This window comes from Ruegeria sp. C11 (assembly GCF_056537725.1).
This window is the reverse complement of record NZ_JBQFSB010000001.1, coordinates 38,011-60,300: the sequence shown is the minus strand read 5'-3', so window position 1 is coordinate 60,300 and position 22,290 is coordinate 38,011. Positions and strand designations below refer to the sequence as shown.

Annotated in this window: 24 protein-coding genes and 1 other RNA gene; 11 read left to right on the top strand and 14 right to left on the bottom strand. The window is 55.3% G+C overall.

The window, feature by feature from the left end; genetic code table 11:
* Positions 1 to 175: 175 nt before the first annotated feature.
* Entirely contained in the window at positions 176 to 3,073 is a 2,898-nt protein-coding gene (locus tag ACR0NA_RS00330) for an Rne/Rng family ribonuclease (protein ID WP_480725079.1), read from the top strand.
* Between the two features lie 38 nt (positions 3,074 to 3,111).
* Here ACR0NA_RS00330 and ACR0NA_RS00325 read toward each other — a convergent pair whose 3' ends face one another.
* A complete protein-coding gene (locus ACR0NA_RS00325; RefSeq protein ID WP_480725969.1) occupies positions 3,112 to 3,345 on the bottom strand; it encodes a sulfurtransferase TusA family protein in 234 nt (77 codons plus the stop codon).
* 105 nt (positions 3,346 to 3,450) lie between these two features.
* Between ACR0NA_RS00325 and ACR0NA_RS00320 the strand changes: the two genes are divergently transcribed.
* The 4 genes from ACR0NA_RS00320 to ACR0NA_RS00305 all read left to right on the top strand — a co-directional run bounded on the left by ACR0NA_RS00320 (position 3,451) and on the right by ACR0NA_RS00305 (position 7,796).
* Positions 3,451 to 4,203, top strand: coding sequence for a cytochrome c biogenesis protein CcdA (locus ACR0NA_RS00320; protein ID WP_170652431.1), 753 nt, complete (start codon positions 3,451 to 3,453; stop codon positions 4,201 to 4,203).
* A gap of 76 nt (positions 4,204 to 4,279) precedes the next feature.
* Positions 4,280 to 5,494, top strand: a complete 1,215-nt coding sequence (locus ACR0NA_RS00315) for a hypothetical protein (protein WP_480725076.1) — start codon at positions 4,280 to 4,282, stop codon at positions 5,492 to 5,494.
* Positions 5,491 to 6,840: a cytochrome P450 gene (locus ACR0NA_RS00310; RefSeq protein ID WP_480725074.1), complete on the top strand. Its 1,350-nt coding sequence runs from the start codon at positions 5,491 to 5,493 to the stop codon at positions 6,838 to 6,840. The genes ACR0NA_RS00315 and ACR0NA_RS00310 overlap by 4 nt, the downstream gene beginning before the upstream one ends.
* Positions 6,841 to 6,914: 74 nt before the next feature.
* Positions 6,915 to 7,796 carry a fructose bisphosphate aldolase gene (locus ACR0NA_RS00305; protein ID WP_480725070.1) on the top strand — a complete coding sequence of 294 codons (882 nt, stop codon included), beginning with the start codon at positions 6,915 to 6,917 and terminating at the stop codon, positions 7,794 to 7,796.
* Positions 7,797 to 7,825: 29 nt separating this feature from the next.
* Here ACR0NA_RS00305 and ACR0NA_RS00300 read toward each other — a convergent pair whose 3' ends face one another.
* Genes ACR0NA_RS00300 through fumC form a run of 4 tightly spaced genes read right to left on the bottom strand, consistent with a single transcriptional unit; the run spans position 7,826 to position 10,282 of the window.
* On the bottom strand, positions 7,826 to 8,434 hold the full coding sequence (locus ACR0NA_RS00300) for a DNA-3-methyladenine glycosylase I (RefSeq protein WP_480725068.1): 609 nt from the start codon (positions 8,432 to 8,434) through the stop codon (positions 7,826 to 7,828).
* Between the two features lie 59 nt (positions 8,435 to 8,493).
* Positions 8,494 to 8,715, bottom strand: coding sequence for a ribbon-helix-helix domain-containing protein (locus ACR0NA_RS00295; protein WP_480725066.1), 222 nt, complete (start codon positions 8,713 to 8,715; stop codon positions 8,494 to 8,496).
* Positions 8,712 to 8,888 (bottom strand): DUF4169 family protein, encoded by a 177-nt coding sequence (locus tag ACR0NA_RS00290; RefSeq protein WP_480725063.1) that lies wholly within the window; start codon positions 8,886 to 8,888, stop codon positions 8,712 to 8,714. The genes ACR0NA_RS00295 and ACR0NA_RS00290 overlap by 4 nt, the downstream gene beginning before the upstream one ends.
* Entirely contained in the window at positions 8,888 to 10,282 is a 1,395-nt protein-coding gene (gene fumC / locus ACR0NA_RS00285; protein ID WP_480449680.1) for a class II fumarate hydratase, read from the bottom strand. The genes ACR0NA_RS00290 and fumC overlap by 1 nt, the downstream gene beginning before the upstream one ends.
* 272 nt (positions 10,283 to 10,554) lie before the next feature.
* Here fumC and ACR0NA_RS00280 point away from each other — a divergent pair, with 272 nt between their 5' ends.
* Positions 10,555 to 11,052 carry a hypothetical protein gene (locus ACR0NA_RS00280; protein WP_480725967.1) on the top strand — a complete coding sequence of 166 codons (498 nt, stop codon included), beginning with the start codon at positions 10,555 to 10,557 and terminating at the stop codon, positions 11,050 to 11,052.
* A 17-nt stretch (positions 11,053 to 11,069) separates the two neighbouring features.
* Here the strand turns inward: ACR0NA_RS00280 and ACR0NA_RS00275 are convergent, their stop codons facing one another.
* The 9 genes from ACR0NA_RS00275 to ACR0NA_RS00235 all read right to left on the bottom strand — a co-directional run bounded on the left by ACR0NA_RS00275 (position 11,070) and on the right by ACR0NA_RS00235 (position 18,056).
* Positions 11,070 to 11,534 carry an SspB family protein gene (locus tag ACR0NA_RS00275; protein WP_480725061.1) on the bottom strand — a complete coding sequence of 155 codons (465 nt, stop codon included), beginning with the start codon at positions 11,532 to 11,534 and terminating at the stop codon, positions 11,070 to 11,072.
* A gap of 76 nt (positions 11,535 to 11,610) precedes the next feature.
* The gene (chrA, locus tag ACR0NA_RS00270) at positions 11,611 to 12,861 is read right to left on the bottom strand and encodes a chromate efflux transporter (RefSeq protein ID WP_480725058.1); all 1,251 of its coding nucleotides are present in this window, start codon (positions 12,859 to 12,861) and stop codon (positions 11,611 to 11,613) included.
* Positions 12,858 to 13,673 (bottom strand): chromate resistance protein ChrB domain-containing protein, encoded by an 816-nt coding sequence (locus tag ACR0NA_RS00265; RefSeq protein ID WP_480725056.1) that lies wholly within the window; start codon positions 13,671 to 13,673, stop codon positions 12,858 to 12,860. The genes chrA and ACR0NA_RS00265 overlap by 4 nt, the downstream gene beginning before the upstream one ends.
* A 117-nt stretch (positions 13,674 to 13,790) precedes the next feature.
* On the bottom strand, positions 13,791 to 14,222 hold the full coding sequence (locus ACR0NA_RS00260) for an ester cyclase (RefSeq protein ID WP_170652453.1): 432 nt from the start codon (positions 14,220 to 14,222) through the stop codon (positions 13,791 to 13,793).
* Between the two features lie 99 nt (positions 14,223 to 14,321).
* Positions 14,322 to 14,668, bottom strand: a transfer-messenger RNA (tmRNA) gene (ssrA, locus tag ACR0NA_RS00255).
* 36 nt (positions 14,669 to 14,704) lie between these two features.
* On the bottom strand, positions 14,705 to 15,067 hold the full coding sequence (locus tag ACR0NA_RS00250; RefSeq protein ID WP_480725053.1) for a DUF4345 family protein: 363 nt from the start codon (positions 15,065 to 15,067) through the stop codon (positions 14,705 to 14,707).
* Positions 15,068 to 15,127: 60 nt separating this feature from the next.
* The gene (locus tag ACR0NA_RS00245) at positions 15,128 to 15,790 is read right to left on the bottom strand and encodes a hypothetical protein (protein WP_480725051.1); all 663 of its coding nucleotides are present in this window, start codon (positions 15,788 to 15,790) and stop codon (positions 15,128 to 15,130) included.
* Between the two features lies 1 nt (position 15,791).
* On the bottom strand, positions 15,792 to 17,192 hold the full coding sequence (locus tag ACR0NA_RS00240) for a selenium-binding protein SBP56-related protein (protein WP_480725049.1): 1,401 nt from the start codon (positions 17,190 to 17,192) through the stop codon (positions 15,792 to 15,794).
* A 132-nt stretch (positions 17,193 to 17,324) separates the two neighbouring features.
* The gene (locus ACR0NA_RS00235; RefSeq protein WP_480725047.1) at positions 17,325 to 18,056 is read right to left on the bottom strand and encodes a FadR/GntR family transcriptional regulator; all 732 of its coding nucleotides are present in this window, start codon (positions 18,054 to 18,056) and stop codon (positions 17,325 to 17,327) included.
* A gap of 120 nt (positions 18,057 to 18,176) precedes the next feature.
* Between ACR0NA_RS00235 and ACR0NA_RS00230 the strand changes: the two genes are divergently transcribed.
* The 5 genes from ACR0NA_RS00230 to acuI all read left to right on the top strand — a co-directional run bounded on the left by ACR0NA_RS00230 (position 18,177) and on the right by acuI (position 22,286).
* On the top strand, positions 18,177 to 18,914 hold the full coding sequence (locus ACR0NA_RS00230; protein ID WP_480725964.1) for a DUF2182 domain-containing protein: 738 nt from the start codon (positions 18,177 to 18,179) through the stop codon (positions 18,912 to 18,914).
* A gap of 13 nt (positions 18,915 to 18,927) precedes the next feature.
* Positions 18,928 to 19,614 carry a DUF1326 domain-containing protein gene (locus ACR0NA_RS00225; RefSeq protein WP_170652463.1) on the top strand — a complete coding sequence of 229 codons (687 nt, stop codon included), beginning with the start codon at positions 18,928 to 18,930 and terminating at the stop codon, positions 19,612 to 19,614.
* The gene (locus tag ACR0NA_RS00220) at positions 19,614 to 20,120 is read left to right on the top strand and encodes a DinB family protein (protein WP_480725042.1); all 507 of its coding nucleotides are present in this window, start codon (positions 19,614 to 19,616) and stop codon (positions 20,118 to 20,120) included. The genes ACR0NA_RS00225 and ACR0NA_RS00220 overlap by 1 nt, the downstream gene beginning before the upstream one ends.
* A 1-nt stretch (position 20,121) precedes the next feature.
* Positions 20,122 to 21,216 carry a dimethylsulfoniopropionate demethylase gene (locus ACR0NA_RS00215; RefSeq protein ID WP_480725037.1) on the top strand — a complete coding sequence of 365 codons (1,095 nt, stop codon included), beginning with the start codon at positions 20,122 to 20,124 and terminating at the stop codon, positions 21,214 to 21,216.
* Positions 21,217 to 21,290: 74 nt separating this feature from the next.
* Entirely contained in the window at positions 21,291 to 22,286 is a 996-nt protein-coding gene (gene acuI / locus ACR0NA_RS00210; RefSeq protein ID WP_480725035.1) for an acryloyl-CoA reductase, read from the top strand.
* Positions 22,287 to 22,290: the final 4 nt, after the last annotated feature.

The window sequence follows — 22,290 nt, the reverse complement described above, 5'->3', positions numbered from 1 at the left end:
TCGGAGAAAGAACCGCGATGACGCGCGCGCGACGATTGAATGAACGGGCAGGGGGCCAATGCGCCAGACCCTGCCGCGCGCCGTCTGAAATCGCCCTGACAAGACACCACCCCAAAAGCGCCCGTCCTCCCGGACGGCGGAGGACAGCGTTATTGGCGCGGTGCACCAAGGAAACATGGCAAAGAAGATGCTTATCGATGCCACCCACGCGGAGGAAACCCGCGTCGTGGTGGTGGACGGAAACAAGGTTGAGGAGTTTGACTTTGAATCCGAGAACAAACGACAGCTTGCAGGCAATATCTATCTCGCAAAGGTAACGCGGGTTGAGCCGTCGTTGCAGGCGGCGTTTGTAGACTATGGCGGAAACCGGCACGGGTTTCTGGCGTTTTCCGAAATTCATCCCGACTACTATCAGATTCCGGTCGCTGATCGCGAAGCACTGATGGAAGAAGAGCGCGCTTATGCCGAGGCGATGAAGGCGAGGGACGAGGCTGATGAGGCAAAGCCCAAGAGGCGGCGGTCACGGTCCCGTACCAAGGCGGAAGACGTAAAATCAGACGACCTGATCGAGACCAAGGAATTGGCGTCCGAACCGACCGGCATGGAAACCATTGACCTGGATTCGGGTGAGGAAGAAGTAGATCTGGCGGTACCGGAAGGGACTTCGCCGATCGAGCTGGTCGCGGAAACGCCTGTTGAAACCCCGGATGATGGTGAAGCGGCAGAAGTTGATGAAACAGACGCGCCAGCCAATCCTGAAGAGTCTGCATCAGAAGATGTGAACCCGGAGGATGCAACGGAAGTTACCAATGAAGGTGACACCGACGCTGCTTCATCGGAGGAAGGTACCGATGAAGCGCAGAACGCTGAAGTGTCCGCCGAAGAAGCGCCCAGTGCAGATTCTTCTGCCGAGGCCGTAGAGGGAGATCGTGGGGGCGAGGAAGATGGCGCCGCCGCCGAGGCTGAGGACGAAGACGACCAAAAGCCGACGGTTGCCCGTTCTGATGCAACGGACAAGGACGACAGTATTGAATCCGTTGCAGACGAAGACGACAGCGAGGATATTCGTCCGCCGCGCAAGCCGCGTCCGCGTCGATACAAGATTCAGGAAGTTATCAAGGTGCGCCAGGTTCTTCTGGTGCAGGTTGTAAAGGAAGAACGCGGCAATAAAGGCGCTGCGTTGACGACGTATCTGTCACTTGCCGGACGCTATTGTGTGTTGATGCCTAACACTGCGCGTGGCGGCGGCATTAGCCGCAAGATCACCAATGCGGCAGACCGCAAAAAGCTGAAGGATATTGCGTCTGAAATTGATGTACCGACCGGCGCAGGGCTGATTGTCAGGACCGCCGGTGCAAAGCGGACCAAGTCAGAGATCAAGCGTGACTATGAATATTTGCAGCGCCTGTGGGAGCAAATTCGCGAACTGACGCTCAAATCCATTGCACCTGCAAAGATCTATGAAGAAGGCGATCTGATCAAACGGTCGATCCGTGATCTGTATAATCGCGATATTGATGAAGTTCTTGTTGAAGGCGAAGGCGGTTACCGCATTGCCAAGGACTTCATGAAGATGATCATGCCGTCCCACGCCAAGAACGTGAAACGGTACGAGGATGCGCTGCCGTTGTTTGCACGGTATCAGGTGGAAAGCTATCTGGCCGGGATGTTCAACCCGACGGTTCAGCTGAAGTCTGGCGGTTATATCGTGATCGGCGTGACTGAGGCGCTGGTGGCGATCGACGTGAACTCGGGCCGGGCTACCAAGGAAGGCTCGATCGAGGAAACAGCGCTCAAGACCAATCTTGAGGCGGCTGACGAGGTCGCGCGCCAGTTGCGTTTGCGTGATCTGGCCGGTCTGATTGTCATTGATTTCATCGACATGGATGAACGCAAGAACAACTCGGCGGTCGAAAAGCGTTTGAAAGATAAGCTGAAAACAGATCGTGCGCGTATTCAGATGGGGCGTATCTCGGGTTTTGGCCTGATGGAGATGAGCCGTCAGCGTCTGCGTCCAGGAATGCTTGAGGCGACTACGCAACCTTGCCCATCCTGCCATGGAACCGGTCTGATCCGGTCTGATGACAATATGGCGCTGTCAATACTGCGGCAGATCGAAGAAGAAGGCACGCGCCGCCGGTCGCGTGAGGTTTTGGTACGCTGCCCTGTCAGCATCGCCAACTTCCTGATGAACCAGAAGCGCGAACACATCGCACAGATTGAGGCGCGGTATGGCTTGTCGGTTCGGATTGAAGGTGACGTGCATTTGGTCAGCCCGGACTTCTCGATGGAGAAGTTCAAGACCGCCAGCCGGATCGTGCCAGAAGCAACGGCGCCGGTCGTTTCGGTGGACGCTTCGTTGATGGATCAGGTCGATGCGGCAGAGGACGAAGAAGAAGAGACCGTTCAGACCGAGGAAGAGCAAAAGCCCAAGCGGAAACGCCGTCGTCGCCGTCGCAAGAAGGGTGGTGGAAACGCCGATGCGGTGGATGTGAATGACGAATCCAGCGAAGAATCCGCAGAGTCTGCAGACGGTGCTGAACAGCCGCAGGAAGCTTCGCCCTCTGAGGCTGATGCGTCTGACGCTGAAGGTGAGGGTGGCGACGAGGCCGTTGAAAAGGCGCCAAAACCGAAAAAGCGTCGAGCTCCGCGCCGGAAGAAGAAAGATGTAGAAGTCACAGAGGACTCAACTCCCGCAGAAGCGGAAGTATCGAATGAGGCTTCTGAGCCAGCCGCAGAGGACAATCTTTCCGAGAATGCTGCAGAGGCTGAAGAAATCGTTGTGGTAAGCGAAGTTGACGTGAACGCCGATCCGATTGAAGCAACGGCAAATACGGATGATGCGCCAAGCGAGGCTGAAAGCCCTGAACCGGAGGCTGAAGCCGAAGAGGCAAAAGAACAGTCTGCTGATGAAACCCAGCAGCCGGTGGAACCGGAAGCTGATGTCGAGCCTGTTCCTGAAGTAGCCGAGGAACAGCCGGAACCGGTTTTGGAGGTGGTGGCGGAAGAGCCGCCTCAGCCAGAGGAGCCGCCCAAGCCCAAGCGGCGTGGATGGTGGTCGCTGGGAAGCTGATGAACTGAAAAAGGCGGGTCCAATCGGGCCCGCCTTTTTCATCCGCCTTTGCGGATAAGATAAAACTGGTGGCCGTCTCGCTCGCCCTGGGATACCAAGCAGTGGCCCGCCTCTGCACAGAAATGCGGAACGTCGATGACTGCTGCGGGGTCATCCGCCAGCACCCGCAAGACGGCACCGTCAGGCAGATGTTTAAGTCTTTTTCGGGCTTTCAGGACGGGCAGGGGGCAAAGCAGCCCCAATGCATCCAGAGTATCGGTCACGTCATTCATACATTGCAGATATTCGGCCTTTTCTGTGCTGTCCAGCATCAGACCACGAGGATGTGACCGATTGGCCCCGTGACGCGGGTCAAGCGATGGCATATGTCCAGAAACATGTTCGGAATTGAAATCATCGACGCGGGTCTGCTGCCTGCCATGTTCGTCGCCATGATCGGCGGGATCATCAGTTTTCTGTCACCCTGCGTTTTGCCGATCGTGCCGCCGTATCTGGCCTATATGAGCGGCGTTACCCTTCATGAAATGCAGGACGAGGCGCAGGCGAGGCGCAAAGCGACATTGGCTGCCCTGTTCTTTGTGATGGGGTTGTCCACCGTCTTTCTGTTGCTGGGGTTCACGGCTTCGGCCTTTGGGGCGTTTGTGCTGACGAATCAGGTGTTGTTCGCCAAAATTTCCGGCGCGGTTGTCATCGTTTTCGGGCTGCATTTCATGGGCGTCTTTCGAATTCCGATCCTTGACCGTGAAGCGCGCGTAGACGCAGGCGAGGCAGGTGGTTCGGTTTTTGGTGCTTACCTTCTCGGGCTGGCATTTGCCTTTGGCTGGACACCCTGCATCGGTCCGCAACTGGGGGCGATCCTGTCATTGGCGGCGTCCGAAGGTTCGGTCGCGCGGGGAACTGTGCTGCTTGGCGTTTACGCTGCAGGGCTTGGAATTCCGTTCCTGCTTGCCGCCATGTTCGTCAACCGGTCAATGTCTGTCATGAACCGTATCAAGCCATATATGGGGCTGATCGAAAAGGTGATGGGCGGGCTGTTGCTGTTTGTCGGCATCATGCTGATTACCGGCTTGTTTACCGAATTCAGCTGGTGGCTTTTGGAAACGTTCCCGGCTCTGGCTGTTCTGGGTTAACCTTGAAAGTGACGCAGATGGCAAGCCTTACACTTGCCATTTGACTGCGCTAACGTGCCCGGTAGAGGTCATGGTGATGAGCAGTCAGGAATCCCGAACAAACGTTCACAAACGCCGGGTTTTTTACATTCCGGGCTATGATCCGATTCATCCCCGCCGCTATCGCGAGCTATACCGCAAGGAGAGTCGCGAGCAGGCGAAAATCTCCGGCTATGACATCGCAATAGAGGCAAAATCCACAAGCGGTCCCTATGGCTGGCAGGTGTTTTCCTGTCAGGACGGTCAGGACGTTCAGTCCAAAGTCGAAGTTTTGGTTTGGTCGGACATCGTTCGCAGCAGCATGTCGAATTCCATTCCCGGAACCTATTTGCAGATGTTGCGAACAGCCTGGATATATCTGTCTTCCGGTTCGCTTTGGCGTCTGATGCGTCTGCGGAAAGGTCCGGTCATTGCCGCCCTATATCCTGTCGCGATGTTAATGTTGCAGTTGGTGGCAGCGGTTCTTGCTGGATGGATACTGGCAGCTCTCATTTTCCCGCTGGTGGGGTGGTTCTCGTTGGTACCGTCGCTTGCGCTTGGCTATGGGGTGCTGCGCTGGTTTCGAAAAATCGATAATAAGCTGTTTGCTTACTACCTCCTGCATAACTATGCGCATTCCGCCCGTCTTTGGGGGAGGTATCCGCCAGAAATGGAAAGCCGTCTGCAGGATTTCAAAGAGTTGGTCGAGCGAGCCCTGCAAAGTGACGAAGACGAGGTTCTGGTCGTTGGCCATAGTTCTGGCGCCAATCTGGGGGTGTCTTTACTGGCCGACCTGATCCGGGATGGGCGAGTTCCGGAAAATGGCCCCAAGCTGGCGTTTCTGTCTCTGGGGCAGGTCGTGCCGATGGTTTCCTTTCTACCGATGGCGCAGCGGTTAAGGGCGGATCTGAACTATCTGTGCACGCGTGACGAGGTGACCTGGATAGATGTGACTGCTCCGGGCGACGGGTGTGCTTTTGCCCTGTGTGACCCCGTTGCCGTCAGCGGCGTCGCGGCACCGGATAAACGCTGGCCGCTGGTTTTGTCGGCAGCCTTTACACAAACTCTTTCACCGCAGCGTTGGGCGGAATTGAGATGGCGGTTTTTCCGGCTGCATTTTCAATATCTTTGCGCCTTTGATCGGCCCGGAGAGTACGACTATTTCCGCATCACCGCCGGGCCGGTTACGCTGGCGGACCGTTTCAAAGGTCGTGCGCCCTCCAAGTCACGGATTGACGTCGCCGTGTCAAAACACCGGTCGATAGCTGCATGATCCCCCCCAAACCAAATGCGCGACCCGACAGGGTATCACTCTGGCGTTATCTGAGCATGTTTCGGCAGGACATTCTGTCGGCGCAGCCCGCAAAACTTTATCGCGCGTGGATGGCTGAATTCAGAACCACGTTCTTCCGCTCCTACCTCATAAATCAACCTGAACTGGTCGATACGGTCCTGAAGGAGCGCCCCGACGATTTTCCAAAGTCAGATCGTATCCGCGAAGGGTTGCGGCCGCTTTTGGGCGACTCGGTGTTTCTGACCAATGGCGAGACATGGAAACGGCAACGACGCATTATTGATCCAGCTTTCGAAGGCGGACGGTTGAAAGATACCTTTCCGGCAATGTGGTCTGCGGCCGAATCCTGTGTGGACCGCCTGCGCCCTTTGGTTGGAGAGGAAACAGAGATCGAGGAGGTGACAAGCCACGCCGCCGCAGACGTGATCTTTCGCACCCTTTTTTCAGTCCCGATCGAGGATGAAACCGCCGCGCAGGTGTTTTCCAGGTTCCGGGCCTATCAACGTGCTCAGCCCCTGCTGAACCTTGCCGCATTTATTCCGGTTCCGGGTTGGTTTCCCAAGTTTCACTCTGGCGAGACCAGAAAGAACGCCGCTCGAATTCGCTCACTGATCCGCAAAATGACAGATGAGCGCGCAGCGGCTATCGCCGCGGGAACAGCTCCTGATGATCTGGCAACCAAGATCATGACGATGCGTGATCCCGAAACGGGCGCGGTATTTGATACTCAGGAAATGGTGGATCAGGTTGCCATCTTTTTTCTTGCCGGGCATGAGACCAGTGCGTCGGCTCTGGCCTGGGCGCTGTACCTGATGGCGCTTTATCCAGAATGGCAGGAAAAAGTGGCTGCCGAGGCCCAGGCACTGGACGAGCGGTCCTTTGCAGTCATGTCAAAACTAAGGATCAGCCGGGATGTCTTTCGCGAGACGCTTCGGCTTTATCCACCTGTACCGATGATGGTGCGTGAAACGACGTGCCCGGAACAATTCAGAGGCAGGGACATTCCGGTGCGGTCGCAAGTGGTTCTCAGCCCATGGCATCTGCACCGCCACGAACGGCTGTGGGAACGCCCGGATGAATTTGATCCGGCACGCTGGCAAAGCGATAACGGCAGGGAGTGTCAGAGCAAGGCATTCATTCCGTTTTCCGCTGGCCCGCGCGTCTGCACCGGTGCCGGATTCGCGATGGTCGAGGGCCCCCTGATATTGTCGATGTTGTTGCGCCGGTTCCGGGTCGAGCGCATTGCAGGCCGCGACCCTGTTCCGGTCGCTCATCTTACGGTTCGGGCAAAAGACGGGATTTGGCTTAGGCTTCTTGAGCGCTAACAAACTACCATCCATCAACGCCTTGATGTATGCGAATGCTCAAAGCGGAATCAAAATTGAACGGGAAATGTGTTATGTCCAAAGCAGATCAGCGCGAGCAGATGACAAATGGTGCGGGTTTTATCGCTGCACTGGATCAGAGCGGCGGTTCGACCCCCAAGGCGCTGGCGCTGTATGGGGTAGACGCATCGCAATACGGATCCGAAGAAGAGATGTTCAGCGAGGTGCAGAAGATGCGCGCGCGCATCATTCTTGCGAACGATTTTACCAAGGACAAAGTCATCGGCGCGATCCTGTTCGAACGTACACTGGGAGAAGAGATCGATGGCCGTAAGGTTGCCGATTACCTTTGGTCGGTCAAAGGGGTGGTGCCATTTCTGAAGATCGACAAAGGTCTGGAAGAACAGGCCAATGGTGTTCAGATGATGAAACCCATCCCGGGTCTGGCCGAAACTCTGGCCAAGGCAAATGGTGTCTTTGGAACCAAGGAACGCTCGGTCATCCATGAGGCAAATGCCGAGGGTATCGCGGCAGTAGTTGCGCAGCAGTTTGATGTTGCCCGCGAGGTGATTTCAGCGGGCATGGTTCCGATTGTCGAACCCGAGGTGAACATCCATTCTGAAACCAAGGCCGAGGCCGAGGATATCCTGAAGGCGGAAATCCTCAAAAACCTCGATCAGCTTGGCGATGGACAGGATGTGATGCTGAAACTGACCATTCCGACCAACGCCAATCTTTTCGATGAACTTGCGGATCACCCGCGCGTCTTGCGCGTCGTGGCTCTGTCCGGCGGTTATTCAACGGAAGAGGCTTGTGATCTGTTGAACCAGAACGCCAAGATGATCGCATCTTTTTCGCGTGCACTCACCGAAGGTTTGTCCAAGCAGATGAGCGATGCCGATTTCAACGCGGCTCTTGGCACTAATATTGATAAAATCTACCGCGCGTCGGTGTGATTTTTGACTAAGGCGCCTTGCGGGGCGCCTTAGTCAGGTTTGGTGAACTCGCCGCGCAAACGGGCCGATTTTTCGCGCATGACGCAATCCTTTGCGTGATCATTGACCAGTCCCATTGCCTGCATAAAGGCAAATACGGTGGTTGGGCCGACGAATTTCCAGCCGCGTTTCTTGAGGTCTTTCGACATTGCCACCGATTCCGGCGAGGTAGATAAAGTCTGCGGCTCCGGAAGGCTTTCGGGCGACGGTTCATATCGCCAAACATAAGCAGCAAGCGACCCCTCAGATGCTACCAATTCCTGAGCGCGGCGCGCGTTATTGATTACGGCTTCGATCTTGCCGCGATGGCGGACGATACCACTGTCCTGAAGAAGGCGTTCGACATCCGCATCAGAAAACTCTGCTATTTTGTTGAAATCAAACTCCAAAAATGCCTTTCGGAAGTTTTCGCGTTTGGACAGAATGGTGCGCCAGCTCAGGCCTGACTGAAAACTCTCCAAGCAAAGTTTTTCAAACAGCCGCCGATCATCGCCAACCGGGTATCCCCATTCCTGATCATGGTAATCAAAGAATTCGGGTGCGCTCTGACACCAAGCACAACGAAGTTGCCCATCCGGGCCGGGAATAGCTTTGGCCATAAATGTACCCCATTTGTTCTATGGGTTATAGAACCCACACGCGCAGGATTTGGCAAGCCTCAATTCCGACTTTGGTACCAATTCAGGATGAATACGCGAATTGCCGAGGCGAGGCCTGTTTCGGGGTCTCTTCCCACATCAATTTCGGATGCTAAGGCATTGATCGGAAGGTTTCTTTCTTCGGCGATTTCTCTAAATGCTTGCCAAAATTCTTCTTCAAGGGATACCGAGGTCCGATGGCCTTTGAGCGTTAGGGAGCGTTTGACCGGGCGCCGGCTCATTTGTCTACCTCGTGCCCCTCGTGATCGCGAAGCGCTTTTTGATGCCGGGCTTTGTCCAGTTCTTTCTCTGCCTTGGATCGGCCGAACCTGACAGCATTCTGGTCTGCGCGGGCCTTTTTTTCAGCCCGCGCCTTGTCTTTTCGAAACCGGTTCAAGTTTACCGGCTTGCCCATCAGTCTTTCGGGCCGATCATTTGTTCAGGCCGCACGACGGCGTCAAATGTGGCTTCGTCGACAAAGCCCAGCGCGATTGCTTCTTCTTTGAGTGTCGTGCCGTTCTTGTGGGCCGTTTTGGCAACGGTGGTCGCATTGTCATAGCCGATGGTGGGCGCAAGCGCCGTCACCAGCATGAGGGATTCCTTCATCAGCTTGTCGATACGAGGTTCGTTGGCCTGAGTGCCCATCAACATCCGTTCGGTAAAGCTGTCGGTTGCATCGCCCAGCAACTGGATCGACTGCAAAAGGTTATAGGACATCATCGGGTTGTAGACGTTAAGCTCGAAGTGCCCCTGGCTGCCGGCGAACTTGATGGCGGCATCGTTGCCCATCACATGGGCTGCGACCTGTGTCAGTGCTTCGGCCTGAGTGGGATTGACCTTACCTGGCATGATTGACGATCCGGGTTCGTTTTCCGGCAGGATCAATTCGCCCAAACCCGAACGCGGGCCGGAACCCAGAAAACGGATGTCGTTGGCAATTTTGTAGCAGCTGCCCGCAATCGTTGCCAATGCGCCGGACAGGAACACCATGGCGTCGTGCGCGGCCAATGCCTCGAATTTGTTGGGCGCCGTAACAAAGGGCAGGTCGGTGATTTCAGCCATATTGGCCGCCACGGTTTCACCCCAACCTTTCTGGGTATTTAGGCCGGTGCCAACCGCCGTGCCGCCCTGCGCAAGTTCATAAATTCCCGGCATGGCTGCGTTAACTCGCGCAATGCCTTGACGGATCTGATGGGCATAGCCCGAGAACTCCTGACCCAGTGTCAGAGGGGTCGCGTCCTGCGTGTGGGTTCGGCCGATCTTGATGATATCCTTGAACTCGTCAGACTTCTGCTCGAGCCCGGCAGCCAGTTTTTCCAGCCCTGGCATCAAAACATCCCTAACGCTCATCGCTGTGGCGATGTGCATGGCGGTGGGGAACGTGTCGTTTGAGGATTGCCCCATATTGCAGTGATCGTTTGGGTGTACGGGGCTTTTCGATCCGATTACGCCCCCCAGAATCTCGATGGCGCGGTTCGCAATGACCTCATTCGAATTCATGTTGGACTGTGTGCCCGAACCGGTCTGCCAGACAACCAAGGGGAAATTGTCGTCAAACTTGCCTTCAATAACTTCGCCTGCGGCTTGAATGATTGCATCAGCCAGTTCAGGTTCCAGTTTGCCGCTGGCCTTGTTTGCCATGGCGCAGGCCTTTTTGATGACGCCCAGCGCACGTACGATGGCGACGGGTTGCTTTTCCCAGCCAATTGGAAAGTTCATGATCGAGCGTTGGGTCTGCGCGCCCCAGTATTTGTCTGCGGGGACCTCAAGCGGGCCAAAACTGTCGGATTCGGTGCGGGTCTGGGACATCTGTCACTCCGTCATGTATGCGATTGTATGCCGTTTAACCGGGACCATGCCTTGGTGCAATCGGCCAGTTGCGCGCACCATAAACTTAAGCTGTGCAAAGGTATAGGCGAGAGGGCAGTTCAATTATACGTGGTCATCGAAACAGCCCCATTGTGCGTAGCCGGGTGGTGGTTAGTATGGGCAGGCCATCTGTGACGGAGACTCTCATGCGTGCATCAAACCGCCCCCAAGCGCTGTTCATCGCATTATACGCATTGACCGTGTCTTTTTGGATGGTGGTGCTGACGCTTCAGGCCGCTGCCTCGGGAATCACGCCTTTCGTAGGTGACTATGTAGGATCGGCTGAACTTGTAGATGCCGATGGCACGTCGACGCCACGCGATATGAGTGTGTCAATTTCCGAATTGAAAACCGGGTTCAATGTCAGTTGGTCGACGACGACTTATAAGTCCGACGGACGGGTGAAAGAACAGAAATACTCGATAGATTTCCGTCCTACAGACCGGACCGAGGTTTTTTCCGCCGCGATGAAGCGCGACGTATTCGGACATGAGGTGCCACTGAACCCAATGAAAGGCGAGCCTTTTGTTTGGGGGCGGATTAAAGGTGACACCCTAACGGTGTTCTCGCTGTTTATCGATGACAACGGTGGGTACGAGTTGCAGCAATTTGATCGGACGCTTGCGGACGGTGGATTGGATCTGTCCTTTTCACGGTTTCGCAACGGCGAAAAATCACGCTCTGTCGAAACGTTCCTGAAACGGCAATAGCCAGCCCGTTCCGCGCACTACTTCCGGAAGCTGTCCAGTGAAACCACATCGGCGTCGTGATGTGTCTCGGGTTCTTCGGTCTGCAAGTGGTCCGGATCGTCTTCGATCTGCACGATTTCGTCATCGTCTTCCGAGCTTTCGAAGCGCAGACCGAATTCCACGGACGGATCCACAAACGTCTTGATCGCAGAGTAGGGGATGTACAGCGGTTCCGGCGTGTCACCAAAATTCAGCGTGATCGAGAACCCTTCATCGACGACAGTCAGATTTTCGAACCAGTGCTGCATAACAACGGTCATTTCATCTGGGTAGCGTTCCCGCAGCCAGTCGGCCAATTCCACTCCCGCATGGCGGGTATCGAACGTGATGAAGAAATGATGCGTCCCCGGCAGCCCGTTTTGGGACACGTCGCGCAAGACAGTCTTGATCAGGCCCCGCATGGCCGTGTGCATCAGATTTCCATAGTCGATGTCTTGCGACATGTTTGTTCCTCGAAAGTGGTTGTATTCAGCATAGGGGATTCGACTGGAAACAAAAGGCCGTCTTGCGCATTATTGGTTATACGAAGTGAGCAATCAGGCCCGCCAGAATCATAACGGTTAACGCCCTTCCAATCCCGAATTTTAGTCGGAAAATCAATAGCCCGGCGACGATGGTTAAAATCAATGCGGTGATGTTTAGCGAGTCCATTCCCGGCGCTGGCAGGGAAAGAGGCCCGAATTGAAATTCGGGAACGCGGCTAAAAAGAACATTCAGACCAAACCAAACAGACAGGTTGAGAATCACACCGACCACGGCTGCCGTGATCCCATGCAGAGCCGACGAGAGGCGCGGCCGGGCGGCAATTTGTTCCAGATAAGGTGCGGCAAGAAAAATCCACAAAAAGCATGGAATGAAGGTCGCCCAAAGCGCGATCATCCCAGCGGCGATTGCAAGGGCTGGTCCACCCGCCGCTTGACCGCTGAGCATGGCGACAAACTGTGTGACCAGTATCAGCGGCCCGGGGGTCGTTTCGGCAAGACCCAGCGCGTCAATCATCTGATCTGTGGTGATCCAATTGTATTTTTCCACGACTGTTTGCGTCATGTAGGCCAGAACGGCATAGGCCCCGCCGAACGTGACCACTGCCAGTCGGGCGAAGAACCAGCCCAGATCACTCAACAATTTGGGACCGGTCATCGAAAGTGTGAACAGAGGCGCAAGCCAGAGTGTCAGCCAGATGATCGCGGTTCGAATTGGCGCGGTTGGCGGCGCGTCGGGGAAACTCCCGTCAGAACCGGATTCGGCCGAAGTCAGATAGCCCCAAATGGCGGCACCCAGAATAATCAGCGGGAAAGGGATGTTCAGGGCGAAAATGGCCAGAAAGCCCAATATGGCGATGATCCGATGCTCTCTGTCCGTCAACGCCTTGCGCGACAGGTTTCTGAGTGCCTGAAGGACGATCACAATGACCGTTGCCTTGACCCCAAGAAAGGCCGACTGAACCAGTGGTAGATCCCCGAATGCAGCATAAAGCCCGACAAGCACCGAAATGATCAGTGCACCAGGAAGTACAAACAGACCACCGGCGATCAGCCCACCCGCCACGCCCCGCAAACGCCAGCCTGCATAGGTGGCCAACTGCATTGCTTCCGGACCGGGCAGGAGCATGCACAACGAAAGTGCGCGCAAATAGGTTTGCTCGTCCAGCCATGGACGTCGTTCCACCAGTTCCTGATGCATTAATGAAATCTGCGCAGCTGGCCCGCCGAATGACAGTAGGCCAATGCGGCCAAATACGGCAACGAGTTCGCCATTTGTCGGGGTCATTTCTTGCGCTCCGACGGCCAGTCGTGCGTTTCACTGAACCCGTCCCGCGCCCAGCGGTACAAAGCGTCATAAAGGTGCATTCCTGCCGTCAGCTGCTCGTGATCATCCCTGTATTGGCGCGACAGACCGACGGAAACGGCGAGCAGGCCAGCGGCTTCAGGGGCAAGGTCATGGCGATTGGTGTCTGCCGCGCGAACAACCTCGGACAAGCGATTCAGGGCAGGGGTTCGCAGCCCGAATTCGTCCAACATTGTATCAAAAGTACAATTTTCGCCTCGATGGCTCCAGAATTGGCCTTCGATGTCAAATGGTGTGGCGCCAAATCGTTCGGCCACTCCTTCAACCTCGGCAGGGGAGACAAAAAGGAAGCGTGCAGACGGATCAACAAATCGGCGGATAAGCCAAGGGCAGGCGATCCGGTCGATTTTGGGCCGATGTCGGGTGACCCAAAGTGTGCTTCCCCCCTGAGGCATTGGGAGCGCAGCAAATGGCACTCTCATAGCGCCAGGAGTATCCCGCCACGCAAACATCCCGCCTTCCAGAAATTCCGCGTCGTAACCTTCTCCGCGCAATAAGGACACCAAACCCTGACTAAGCTTTTTGCCTTGCTGACACACAATAACGCCGGGTTTGTCCTGAAAAACCTCGCGAATTCCCTTCATGTCGATGTGCGATCGACGAACTGAACCGGGAATAAGATAGGGATCGGCCGAAAAGTCGTCTTCCAGGCAGATATCAACAATGATTGGTGACCGCGGTGTTCCGATTAGACGCAACAGTTGCTGAACCTTGATGGCATTTGGGGCAGCCATGGCATGTCTCCTTCAGATGTGGATACATGCGAAACTTGGGCTGTCGCCTCACGGGGTGTTCGCAACGTTACCCCATGAGACTTAGGTACAGCGGAAAGGTCCGAACCGTCAATATTATCAGACCCAGTCGAGCCTTTGTCCGGTCATGCAAACGGGCAGGGTATCCTGCGGCAGCTGACCAAGTTGTTCAAAGAACGAAACGAAGTCGAATTGATTATAGGCCTCGACCATTTTTCCGTCCTTGAACCGAGCCATGACTTGACCAGAGACCTCGACCGCAGCACCGGTGTCGGCGCGAGACGTATGAACATGCAGAATTGCAGAGAGCCAATCATTTTCCTCAATGATTTTAGGCAGCTCCACACGGATATCTCCCAGCAGGTGCCGGAACGCGGTTACCAGATCACGGAAGTCATCTGCCCCGACCTGCATTTCCGGTATCAACCCTTCGGCCATCGTATCCGGTAAGAAGTACTGGTCGATGGCGTCTGTGTTTCCCTGTTCCCAAACCTCAGAGTACCAGGCTTTGAGCAATTCTGATTTCGTCATGTCCGTTCTCCAACCTTTGACGAAAACCGTGCAAAAAGAGAGTGAATAAACCATGAACAAAAGGATGTTCGTGGTCAAAAAGGGCAAACATGAAAGGTAAGTGCAGGTTTCTGTTGCCAGGTACCTGCGAACCCCGCCTTACGCGGCTAGGCGCAAGGGCTTAAGTTTCGGTCTTGTTACTGCTTATGCAGCAACTGCAACCGGAGCACGATTGTCATTTGCAATTGTACTGTTTGGGCCGGTACGGTGGCACCCCGCCGAGACAAAGCTAACCCCTTTAGACGTCCGTCGATCCTGTTTCGACCCCATGATCCCCAAATGAAGGATGTATGGTGGAGTCGCCGGGTACCGCCCCCGGGTCCGATCCGTTTATTACGAGCGCGTTTATGTCCATAGTCCCGAAGGACATGACATATATAGGTGACGGCTTGGAGGGATGCAAATACAGAATCTTTCAGGAAAAGATGACTGTTGTGAATGCTTTATACGGACTTGTTGAGGTTCGCTGCAATCAGTAGTGCTGCCAGTAACGCCTCGATTCCTCCAAATAGCAGCGCTTTTGCAATTGGTGGGTTGTCTAGCGCCAAGGAAACAAAACGACCCAGAGCAGTGCCTGCATAGACAATTCCCAACATCAAATACGCAGTCGGGCTGTTGAGCCACAAAACCGCAGCGCCCGTAACGACAAAAAGACCGCCAACCGACGCCCGCATTTCGCTCAAACCCATTGTGCTGTTGGTCGGCGCCAGGTCCAGCGAAGCGGCTGTCCACGCCGGCGCCAGAAACCCGAACAGTCCGAAACCGATCGTCAAAACAGCAATTACTGCGTTAATGGTGGGTATCATCCGATCCTCGCAATGTTTGAAGGTTAGATACTTAGCTCGGTTTTCGGCCAGTGAAATCCCCTAAAGCGCTGACCACAAGCCCAGGCCTCCGACAACCAAAAGGCTTAGGGCCCAGACAAGCTCCAGATCGAACCAGCTTTGCGACAGGAACTTTAACCCCAGCCAACGATAGACGGCAAAAGCCAGTCCGCCCCCGGCTGTGACCATGGCTAGCGTATGAATCGACGCCACGGCCAGTGTCAGGGCCATGTTGGTTGCCATGATTTCAGAAACGGCCCTGTGGCCAGTGTCCAGTTCGTCAAGGCCACAGAGACCGAGGTATATCGGAACCAGCATCAATGCGGCTCCGTGAGCCAGTGCCACAAGAAAGGACCATAAGATCAGCTTGCCGGGCGGAATTCGAGACAGCATTCGGGGATGGCGGCGCGTGATCATGACATAAAGACCCATCGCGATGACCAATAGGGCTGCGCCGATGCGGATTTCGGACTGGTATTCGACCAGCACGGCCATAAGCGCGAATGGCAGCAGGATACCGAGCATGGCCAGAAAGTGCCCGGTGGCCAATGCACCCAGCGCTTTCCAAAGCGCGGTCTGACGGCGCTCCATCATCGCGGCAGACACCGTCAGGGGCCATCCCATACCGGGGTTAAGGCCGTGATAGAGTCCGCTTAACACCACGGCCAGCCAAAGCCCGGCCGTGGTCGTCGTCAGATACTCCAACTCAGGCCGACGGGTAGCAGAAGCTGTCAGTCGAACAGTCTCCGCCTTCAAGCCGAATCTGGTGGCTGCGATAACCCTTTGGGAACTCGACCCAGAAATTCGGATCAAGCGTCAGACCGCCGTTTGTCCCGACATCCGCCTTGACCATCGCAGCGCCGCGATCACCGGGATAGAACTGGTCATCCCACGTGGAATACAGTGAATTGGTCCAGTAAACACGTTTGCCGTCACGGCTGATTTCGACCATTTGGGGGCCATAACCAAAGACGTTGCCGTTGGGGTGCTTGGTCTTTTTGACGATCCCACCGATATCAACTTTGCCGGCAAGAGTGGGGTTCATTGGGTCGGAAACGTCGTATTGATGCATCTCGCCGGTCCCCCAGCACGAGACGTAAAGGTATTTGTCGTCCAAGCTTAGATCGATGTCAGTGACCAATGGCGGTACGGCTGAAAACCCTTTCAGAAGCTCGGGCAGGTCGTTCGGATCAGCTGGTTGCGGATCTATCGTAATCGTCTTTTTCGCTTCGAACGTTCCGTCGCCATTCCGCCACCATGTAAATACTGCACCTTGGAGGTTGGTTGTATCTACGACCACTCCGCAAAAACCGTGTTGTTTGACCGGATCATGGGCAGGGCGGATTTCCAGCGCCATCTGGTGGTTTTCGCCCAGATCAATGGTCTGAATATTTGTGCGATTCCGCAGATTCCAGAAATGAATGCGGTGTCCGTATTTATTCGACAGCAGGTCTTCGGCAACGATGCCGTTTTCGAATTGCGGCGGCAGCGCCCATTCGGAACTGACCATGTAGTCGCGTGGCAGGTTCCACCAGAAGTCATAGTGCTTGTCCTGCACGCCGCGCTCAATTTCATACCGGCCGATGATGTCGAAGGTTTCGCAGTCCATGATAAAGATACCCGGCGGGCCGTCGGTTCCATCCGGACCACCGCCGCCGAGTGTGCTGACATATATGCCTTCCGGTCCGCAATGAATGGTATGCGGGCGGGAATATCCTGTTTTTGCAAACACTTCTTCCGGTTCGATAATCTTGTGTATCTTCGCTTCCAGCGGGTTCTTGACGTCAACCACGTATATCCGGCTGGACCGAATGCCCGGTATGATCAGATACCTCCGCTCAAGAAATGCGTGACCGCTGAGTGGTGAAAGAGATGACGAGCAGGCGTTCCAGCCGAAATGATGAAACTCGTCCCCGGTTTCGGGCATGATGACAGTGTGGACGATCTTGCCAAAATCGCCAGAGTTCGGGTCAGTGTTTACTACAGCCAGCCCATCAGGTTGCGAGAAATCCGGGCTGAGCATCAGCGTGAACGCCAATGTTTCCGTTGGTCCTTCCATCGCCAGTTTGGGGGACGGATAGAATGTCGGGTCCGGTCTAAGGTTCATAACTTCCTCCCGTAAATAATTGATATTCAATTTTTATTGAGAGTTCCGGTCTTCGTGCCGGGTGTCACGCTGCCTGACTGATTGTCCGTTTGGGGGGCCAGTTGCGTCAAGTGCCTTTTCCAACTGCCATATTTAGGGGTGTCTGCGGCGGCTTTCCGCGACGTCCCGGGCAAGTTTGCGGGTATAGCCTTCAAGATCGATCAGAGCGGTGTCGACCGCTTTGGCATCTTGCGTTTCAAGGGCATTTGCGATGGCAGTATGCAACAAGATAATTTCTTCGCGGGAACGAGCCGTGAAGGTAATCATGTTCATCAGGGGTTGCATTGCCTCGACCGCGCCAGCCAACTGATAGGACAGCACCGGATTTGCCGCGCCATCGACAAGGGCACGGTGAAAGGCCACGTCCGATGCGCAAAACGCCTCGTCTGTCAGGCCGGGTTGCGATTGGCGGAATATCTCTGCACGCATGGTCGCCAGATGATCGGCTGTGCGTCGTTGCGCGGACAACGGGGCACATGCGCGTTCCAGCGCATATCGGGCCTCGCAAGCCGTATCGAAGCTGACGGCGTTCATCGACAGTAGCAACGTCGAGGTCGTAATTTGCTGTGAATACGCATCTTCGAAATTCAAGCGGTTCACGAAGGCGCCACCTGTGGCACCGCGCTGAGTACGGATAAGCGACTGCGCTGCAAGCCTTTTCAGGGCCTCGCGCACAGTGGGTCGCGACACCTGGAACTGGTCCGCCAGTTCCGCCTCGGACGGCAGGCGTTCGTCTACGATCAGCTTTCCCGTGACAATAGCATCACGGATGGCCTGAGCGATTTGCGCCGACAGATCGGCAGGTTTCAAAGGGTCGATTTTCATGTTTGGCGCACGATTTGTAATTTTTTATTTGTCTGACATTTAAAAGTCTGACATTTGAAAAGCAAGAGATGAGTCGGGAGCGAGGGAGGGAGAGCCATGCTGTCGGGACGCATCAGGGCAATGACCGCGCCGCACTGGCTGGCGCTTTTCATTGGCATTGCCGGAGCGTGGACCGTTTTATATCTGATGGCCGTTCCAGCGGAATTGCGTCAGATCGGAATGGTTTACGGGGCGGACTTCTGGTCAAGTCTGTGCGTTGTCACCCCGGATGCCGCCGGATTTGTCCGGATGGTTTTGATGTGGGTGCTGATGTCGGCCGCAATGATGGCCCCGACTGTTCTACCGGCTCTCGCAACATATGAAGAACTGGGTGAGACTGGTGCGGGCGTCCATATGGGGCATCTGCTTGGCGGATACCTTATGGTTTGGTTGGGGTTTTCGCTTTCTGCCGCAGGATTGCAAATGGTCCTGTTTCAGGCTGGTCTGATTGATCCTTTGGGCCAAAGCGGCACCCGTTTCCTGTCCGCAGGGCTTCTGGCGGTTGCTGGAGTTTATCAGTTTTCACCTGTTAAGGAGGCCTGTCTGGTGAAATGCCGCTCACCCATGATGTTCTTCATGACCCATTGGGACGAAGGTCCGTGGCGCAATGGCATTCGGCTTGGACTGGTTTGCCTTGGGTGTTGCTGGGCCCTGATGCTTCTCGCCTTTGTCGGCGGTGTCATGAACCTGGCTTTCATGGGGCTGGCGACCGTCATCATGGTTTTTGAGAAACTGCCCGACCTGGGGCGCTGGATTACCCGGCCCTTGGGTGGAGCGCTGATTGCCGCGTCGGTTGCAATCGGATTTGGACTGATTTGAAGGAGGATTAAGAATGGCAAACGATCGACTGGAAGTCGCCGAGAAGATCGACAGCCGACATCCGGCTGCGGATCGCAAAGACCCCGGTTTGACGCCGTGGGCAATTAAAGGCGAGCTTGTACTGAATTGCAATTGCACGGTTTTCTGTCCGTGCGTGGTTTCGCTTGGCAAGCATGAGCCGACCGAAGGGCATTGTCAGACCTGGGGCGGTGTGCGCATCGACAGCGGCCATTATGGCGACGAAGATCTGTCTGGTCTGAATATCGGTTTGCTGATCGAAATTCCGGGAATGATGTCGCGCGGCAACTGGAAGGCTGCGGTGTTCATCGACGATCGCGCCAGCCATGCAGCCTACGAAGGATTGGTCAAGATATTCTCGGGGCAGGCACGCGGTACGACCGGGCTGTTCTCGATTTTGGTGGGTGAGTTCCTTGGCGCCGAACGGCAGCCCGTATCCTATGTGAACGATGGCAAGAACCGACACATAACTGTTGGTAAGAAAATTCAGGGCACCGTCTTTCCGGTTCAGGGCAAGGACAAGGAAAGCGATATCGTAATATCGAATACCGAATACTGGATGGGTCCGGACATCACAGTGGCCACGGCCAGCAAGGGCCGCGTACGCGCCTTTGGTCGGGTTTGGGATTTTGAAGGACGTTCAGCGGAAATCTGTCAGATCGACTGGCACGGACCCAAGTGATGATCACCGCGTCCTACGCACAGGAGATGTCGCGCTATAATCGTTGGCAAAACAATCAGTTGTCAGGCTTTCTTGAAATGCTGACGTTGGCTGAACTGACACGTGATCGTGGCGCTTTTTTCGGTTCGATACTCGGCACCGCGAACCATCTGCTGTGGGGCGACTGGATTTGGATTTCACGCTTTGACAAAGGTCCAGGCCCCGGTGGAGGCATTCCGGAAAGCACTTCGATATGTGGCGATCTTGCTGAATGGTTGCCAATGCGCGAAGAGATTGATGAGCGTGTTGAAGGCTGGGCTCACCGCCTTGAAGACGGGCCGTTGACCGGGGATTTTACGTGGTATTCGGCTGCAAAAGAGGCTGACGTAACCAGGCCCTATGCCCAATGTGTAGTTCACATGTTCAATCATCAGACGCACCATCGCGGCCAGCTGCACAAGATGCTGACCGAGGCAGGATCAAAAGCACCTGTCAGCGATCTGGTATTCCTTCCCGAGGGGTTCTGATATGGCTGTAATCACGCCCAGTCGCCGCGTCCGCAAAACTCCGTTCACACCCGGCGTCGAAGCCGCCGGAGTTGGTGGATATACTGTCTATAACCATATGTTGTTGCCGACATTTTTTGAAAGTGTCCAAGCAGATGCGGCACACCTCAAGAAACATGTGCAGGTTTGGGATGTGGCCTGCGAACGTCAGGTTGAAATAAGGGGTCCGGATGCATTGCGGCTGATGAAAATGCTCAGTCCGCGCGATATGGACCGGATGCAGAAAGATCAGTGTTACTATGTCCCGGTCGTTGATCAGAATGGCGGAATGCTGAATGACCCGGTGGCCGTAAAACTGGCTGACGATCACTATTGGCTGTCGGTGGCAGATGGTGATTTGTGGCAGTTCGCGTTGGGGATTGCTGTCGCGCTTGATCTCGATGCCGAAGTAGCAGAACCGGATGTCTCGCCGCTGGCGGTGCAGGGGCCAAAGGCCGACGAACTGATGGCCCGGGTATTTGGCGAGCAGGTCCGGGATATCAAGTTCTTCAGATACAAGCGTCTTGCTTTCGAAGATCGCGAGTTTGTCGTGGCCCGGTCGGGTTGGTCAAAACAGGGCGGGTTTGAAATCTATGTGGATGCCTCCGATTATGGCATGCCGCTATGGGATGCTCTTTTCGCCGCCGGACGCGATCTAAAAGTTCGGGCTGGTTGTCCGAACAACATTGAGCGCATTGAAAGCGGGCTTTTGAGTTTCGGATCGGACATGACGCGCGAGAATACGCCGTTTGAATGTGGTCTGGGTCGATATTGCAACTCGCCCGAAAGCTACACCGGAAAGGCGGCGCTGGCGGATCAGGCCCAAAATGGCCCGCCGCGGCAGATTCGGCCCGTTGTGATCGAGGGTGATATTGGACCCTGTTCCGAGTCCTGGCCACTCATGTCTCAGGGAAATCAGGTTGGGCAGATAGCTTCGGCAGTCTTTTCACCCGAGTTCGGAGTTAACGTGGCCATTGGCATGGTTGATCGATCGCATTGGTCACCCGGTACCCGCATCGAGGTGCTGACAGAGCACGGAATGAGATGGGCCGTTGTACAGGAACGGTTTTGGCGATGACTGTGATCATCGTTGACGTTTGGAAGATAGATGAAATGCCGGGCGCACCGCGTCCAGATTAGAGGAGTGGCATGATGTTCAACGCATTGGTTGTTGAAAAGAATGAAGAAAGTGGCAAAGCAAGTGCCTCAATTCAGCAGATTTCCGAGGATACTCTCCCTCATGGAGAAGTCACCGTTGCTGTGGAATATTCGACAGTGAACTATAAGGACGGCCTGTGCCTGAGCCCCAGTGGTGGTGGGTTGGTTCGAAAGTACCCGCATGTACCCGGCATCGATTATGCGGGAACAGTCGAGTCATCTTCGGACGACCGTTATAAGCCTGGCGACAAGGTCGTGCTGACCGGCTGGCGTGTGGGCGAGGCACATTGGGGTGGGTACTCTCAAAAAGCCAACGCGCTGGCGGATTGGCTGGTACCGCTGCCCGAGGGCTTGGATGCAAGGCATGCAATGGCAGTCGGCACTGCGGGCCTGACCTCGATGCTTGCAGTGATGGCTCTTGAAGATCACGGACTGACGCCGGATCACGGCCCTGTATTGGTGACGGGCGCAGCAGGTGGTGTCGGATCAGTTGCAACCGCCATTCTGGCCAATCTGGGTTACGAGGTTGCTGCCGTGACCGGTCGTCCGGAAGCAGCCGAGTATCTTAAATCGCTGGGTGCTACGACAATCGTTGCGCGGGAAGAACTGAACGAAACAACCAAGCGCCCACTTGAGAGTGAGAACTGGGCCGGGTGCGTTGATGCGGTCGGTGGTGAAATGTTGGCGCGCGTTCTGGGCCAGATGAAATATGGATGTTCGGTTGCCGCAGTCGGTCTGGCTGGAGGGGCTTCGTTACCGGCATCGGTGATTCCCTTCCTTCTTCGAGGCGTGAACCTTTTGGGTATCGATAGTGTGATGCAGCCATACGAAAATCGGGTGCGCGCCTGGCAGAGAATCTCGACCGACTTGCCGATGGATAAGCTGGACGCAATGATTCAGCCTGCAAATCTCAGCGACCTGCCGCAGCTGGGAGCAGATATTTTGAAAGGTCAGGTAAAGGGTCGCGTTGTTGTCGACGTCAACGGCTGAGCGA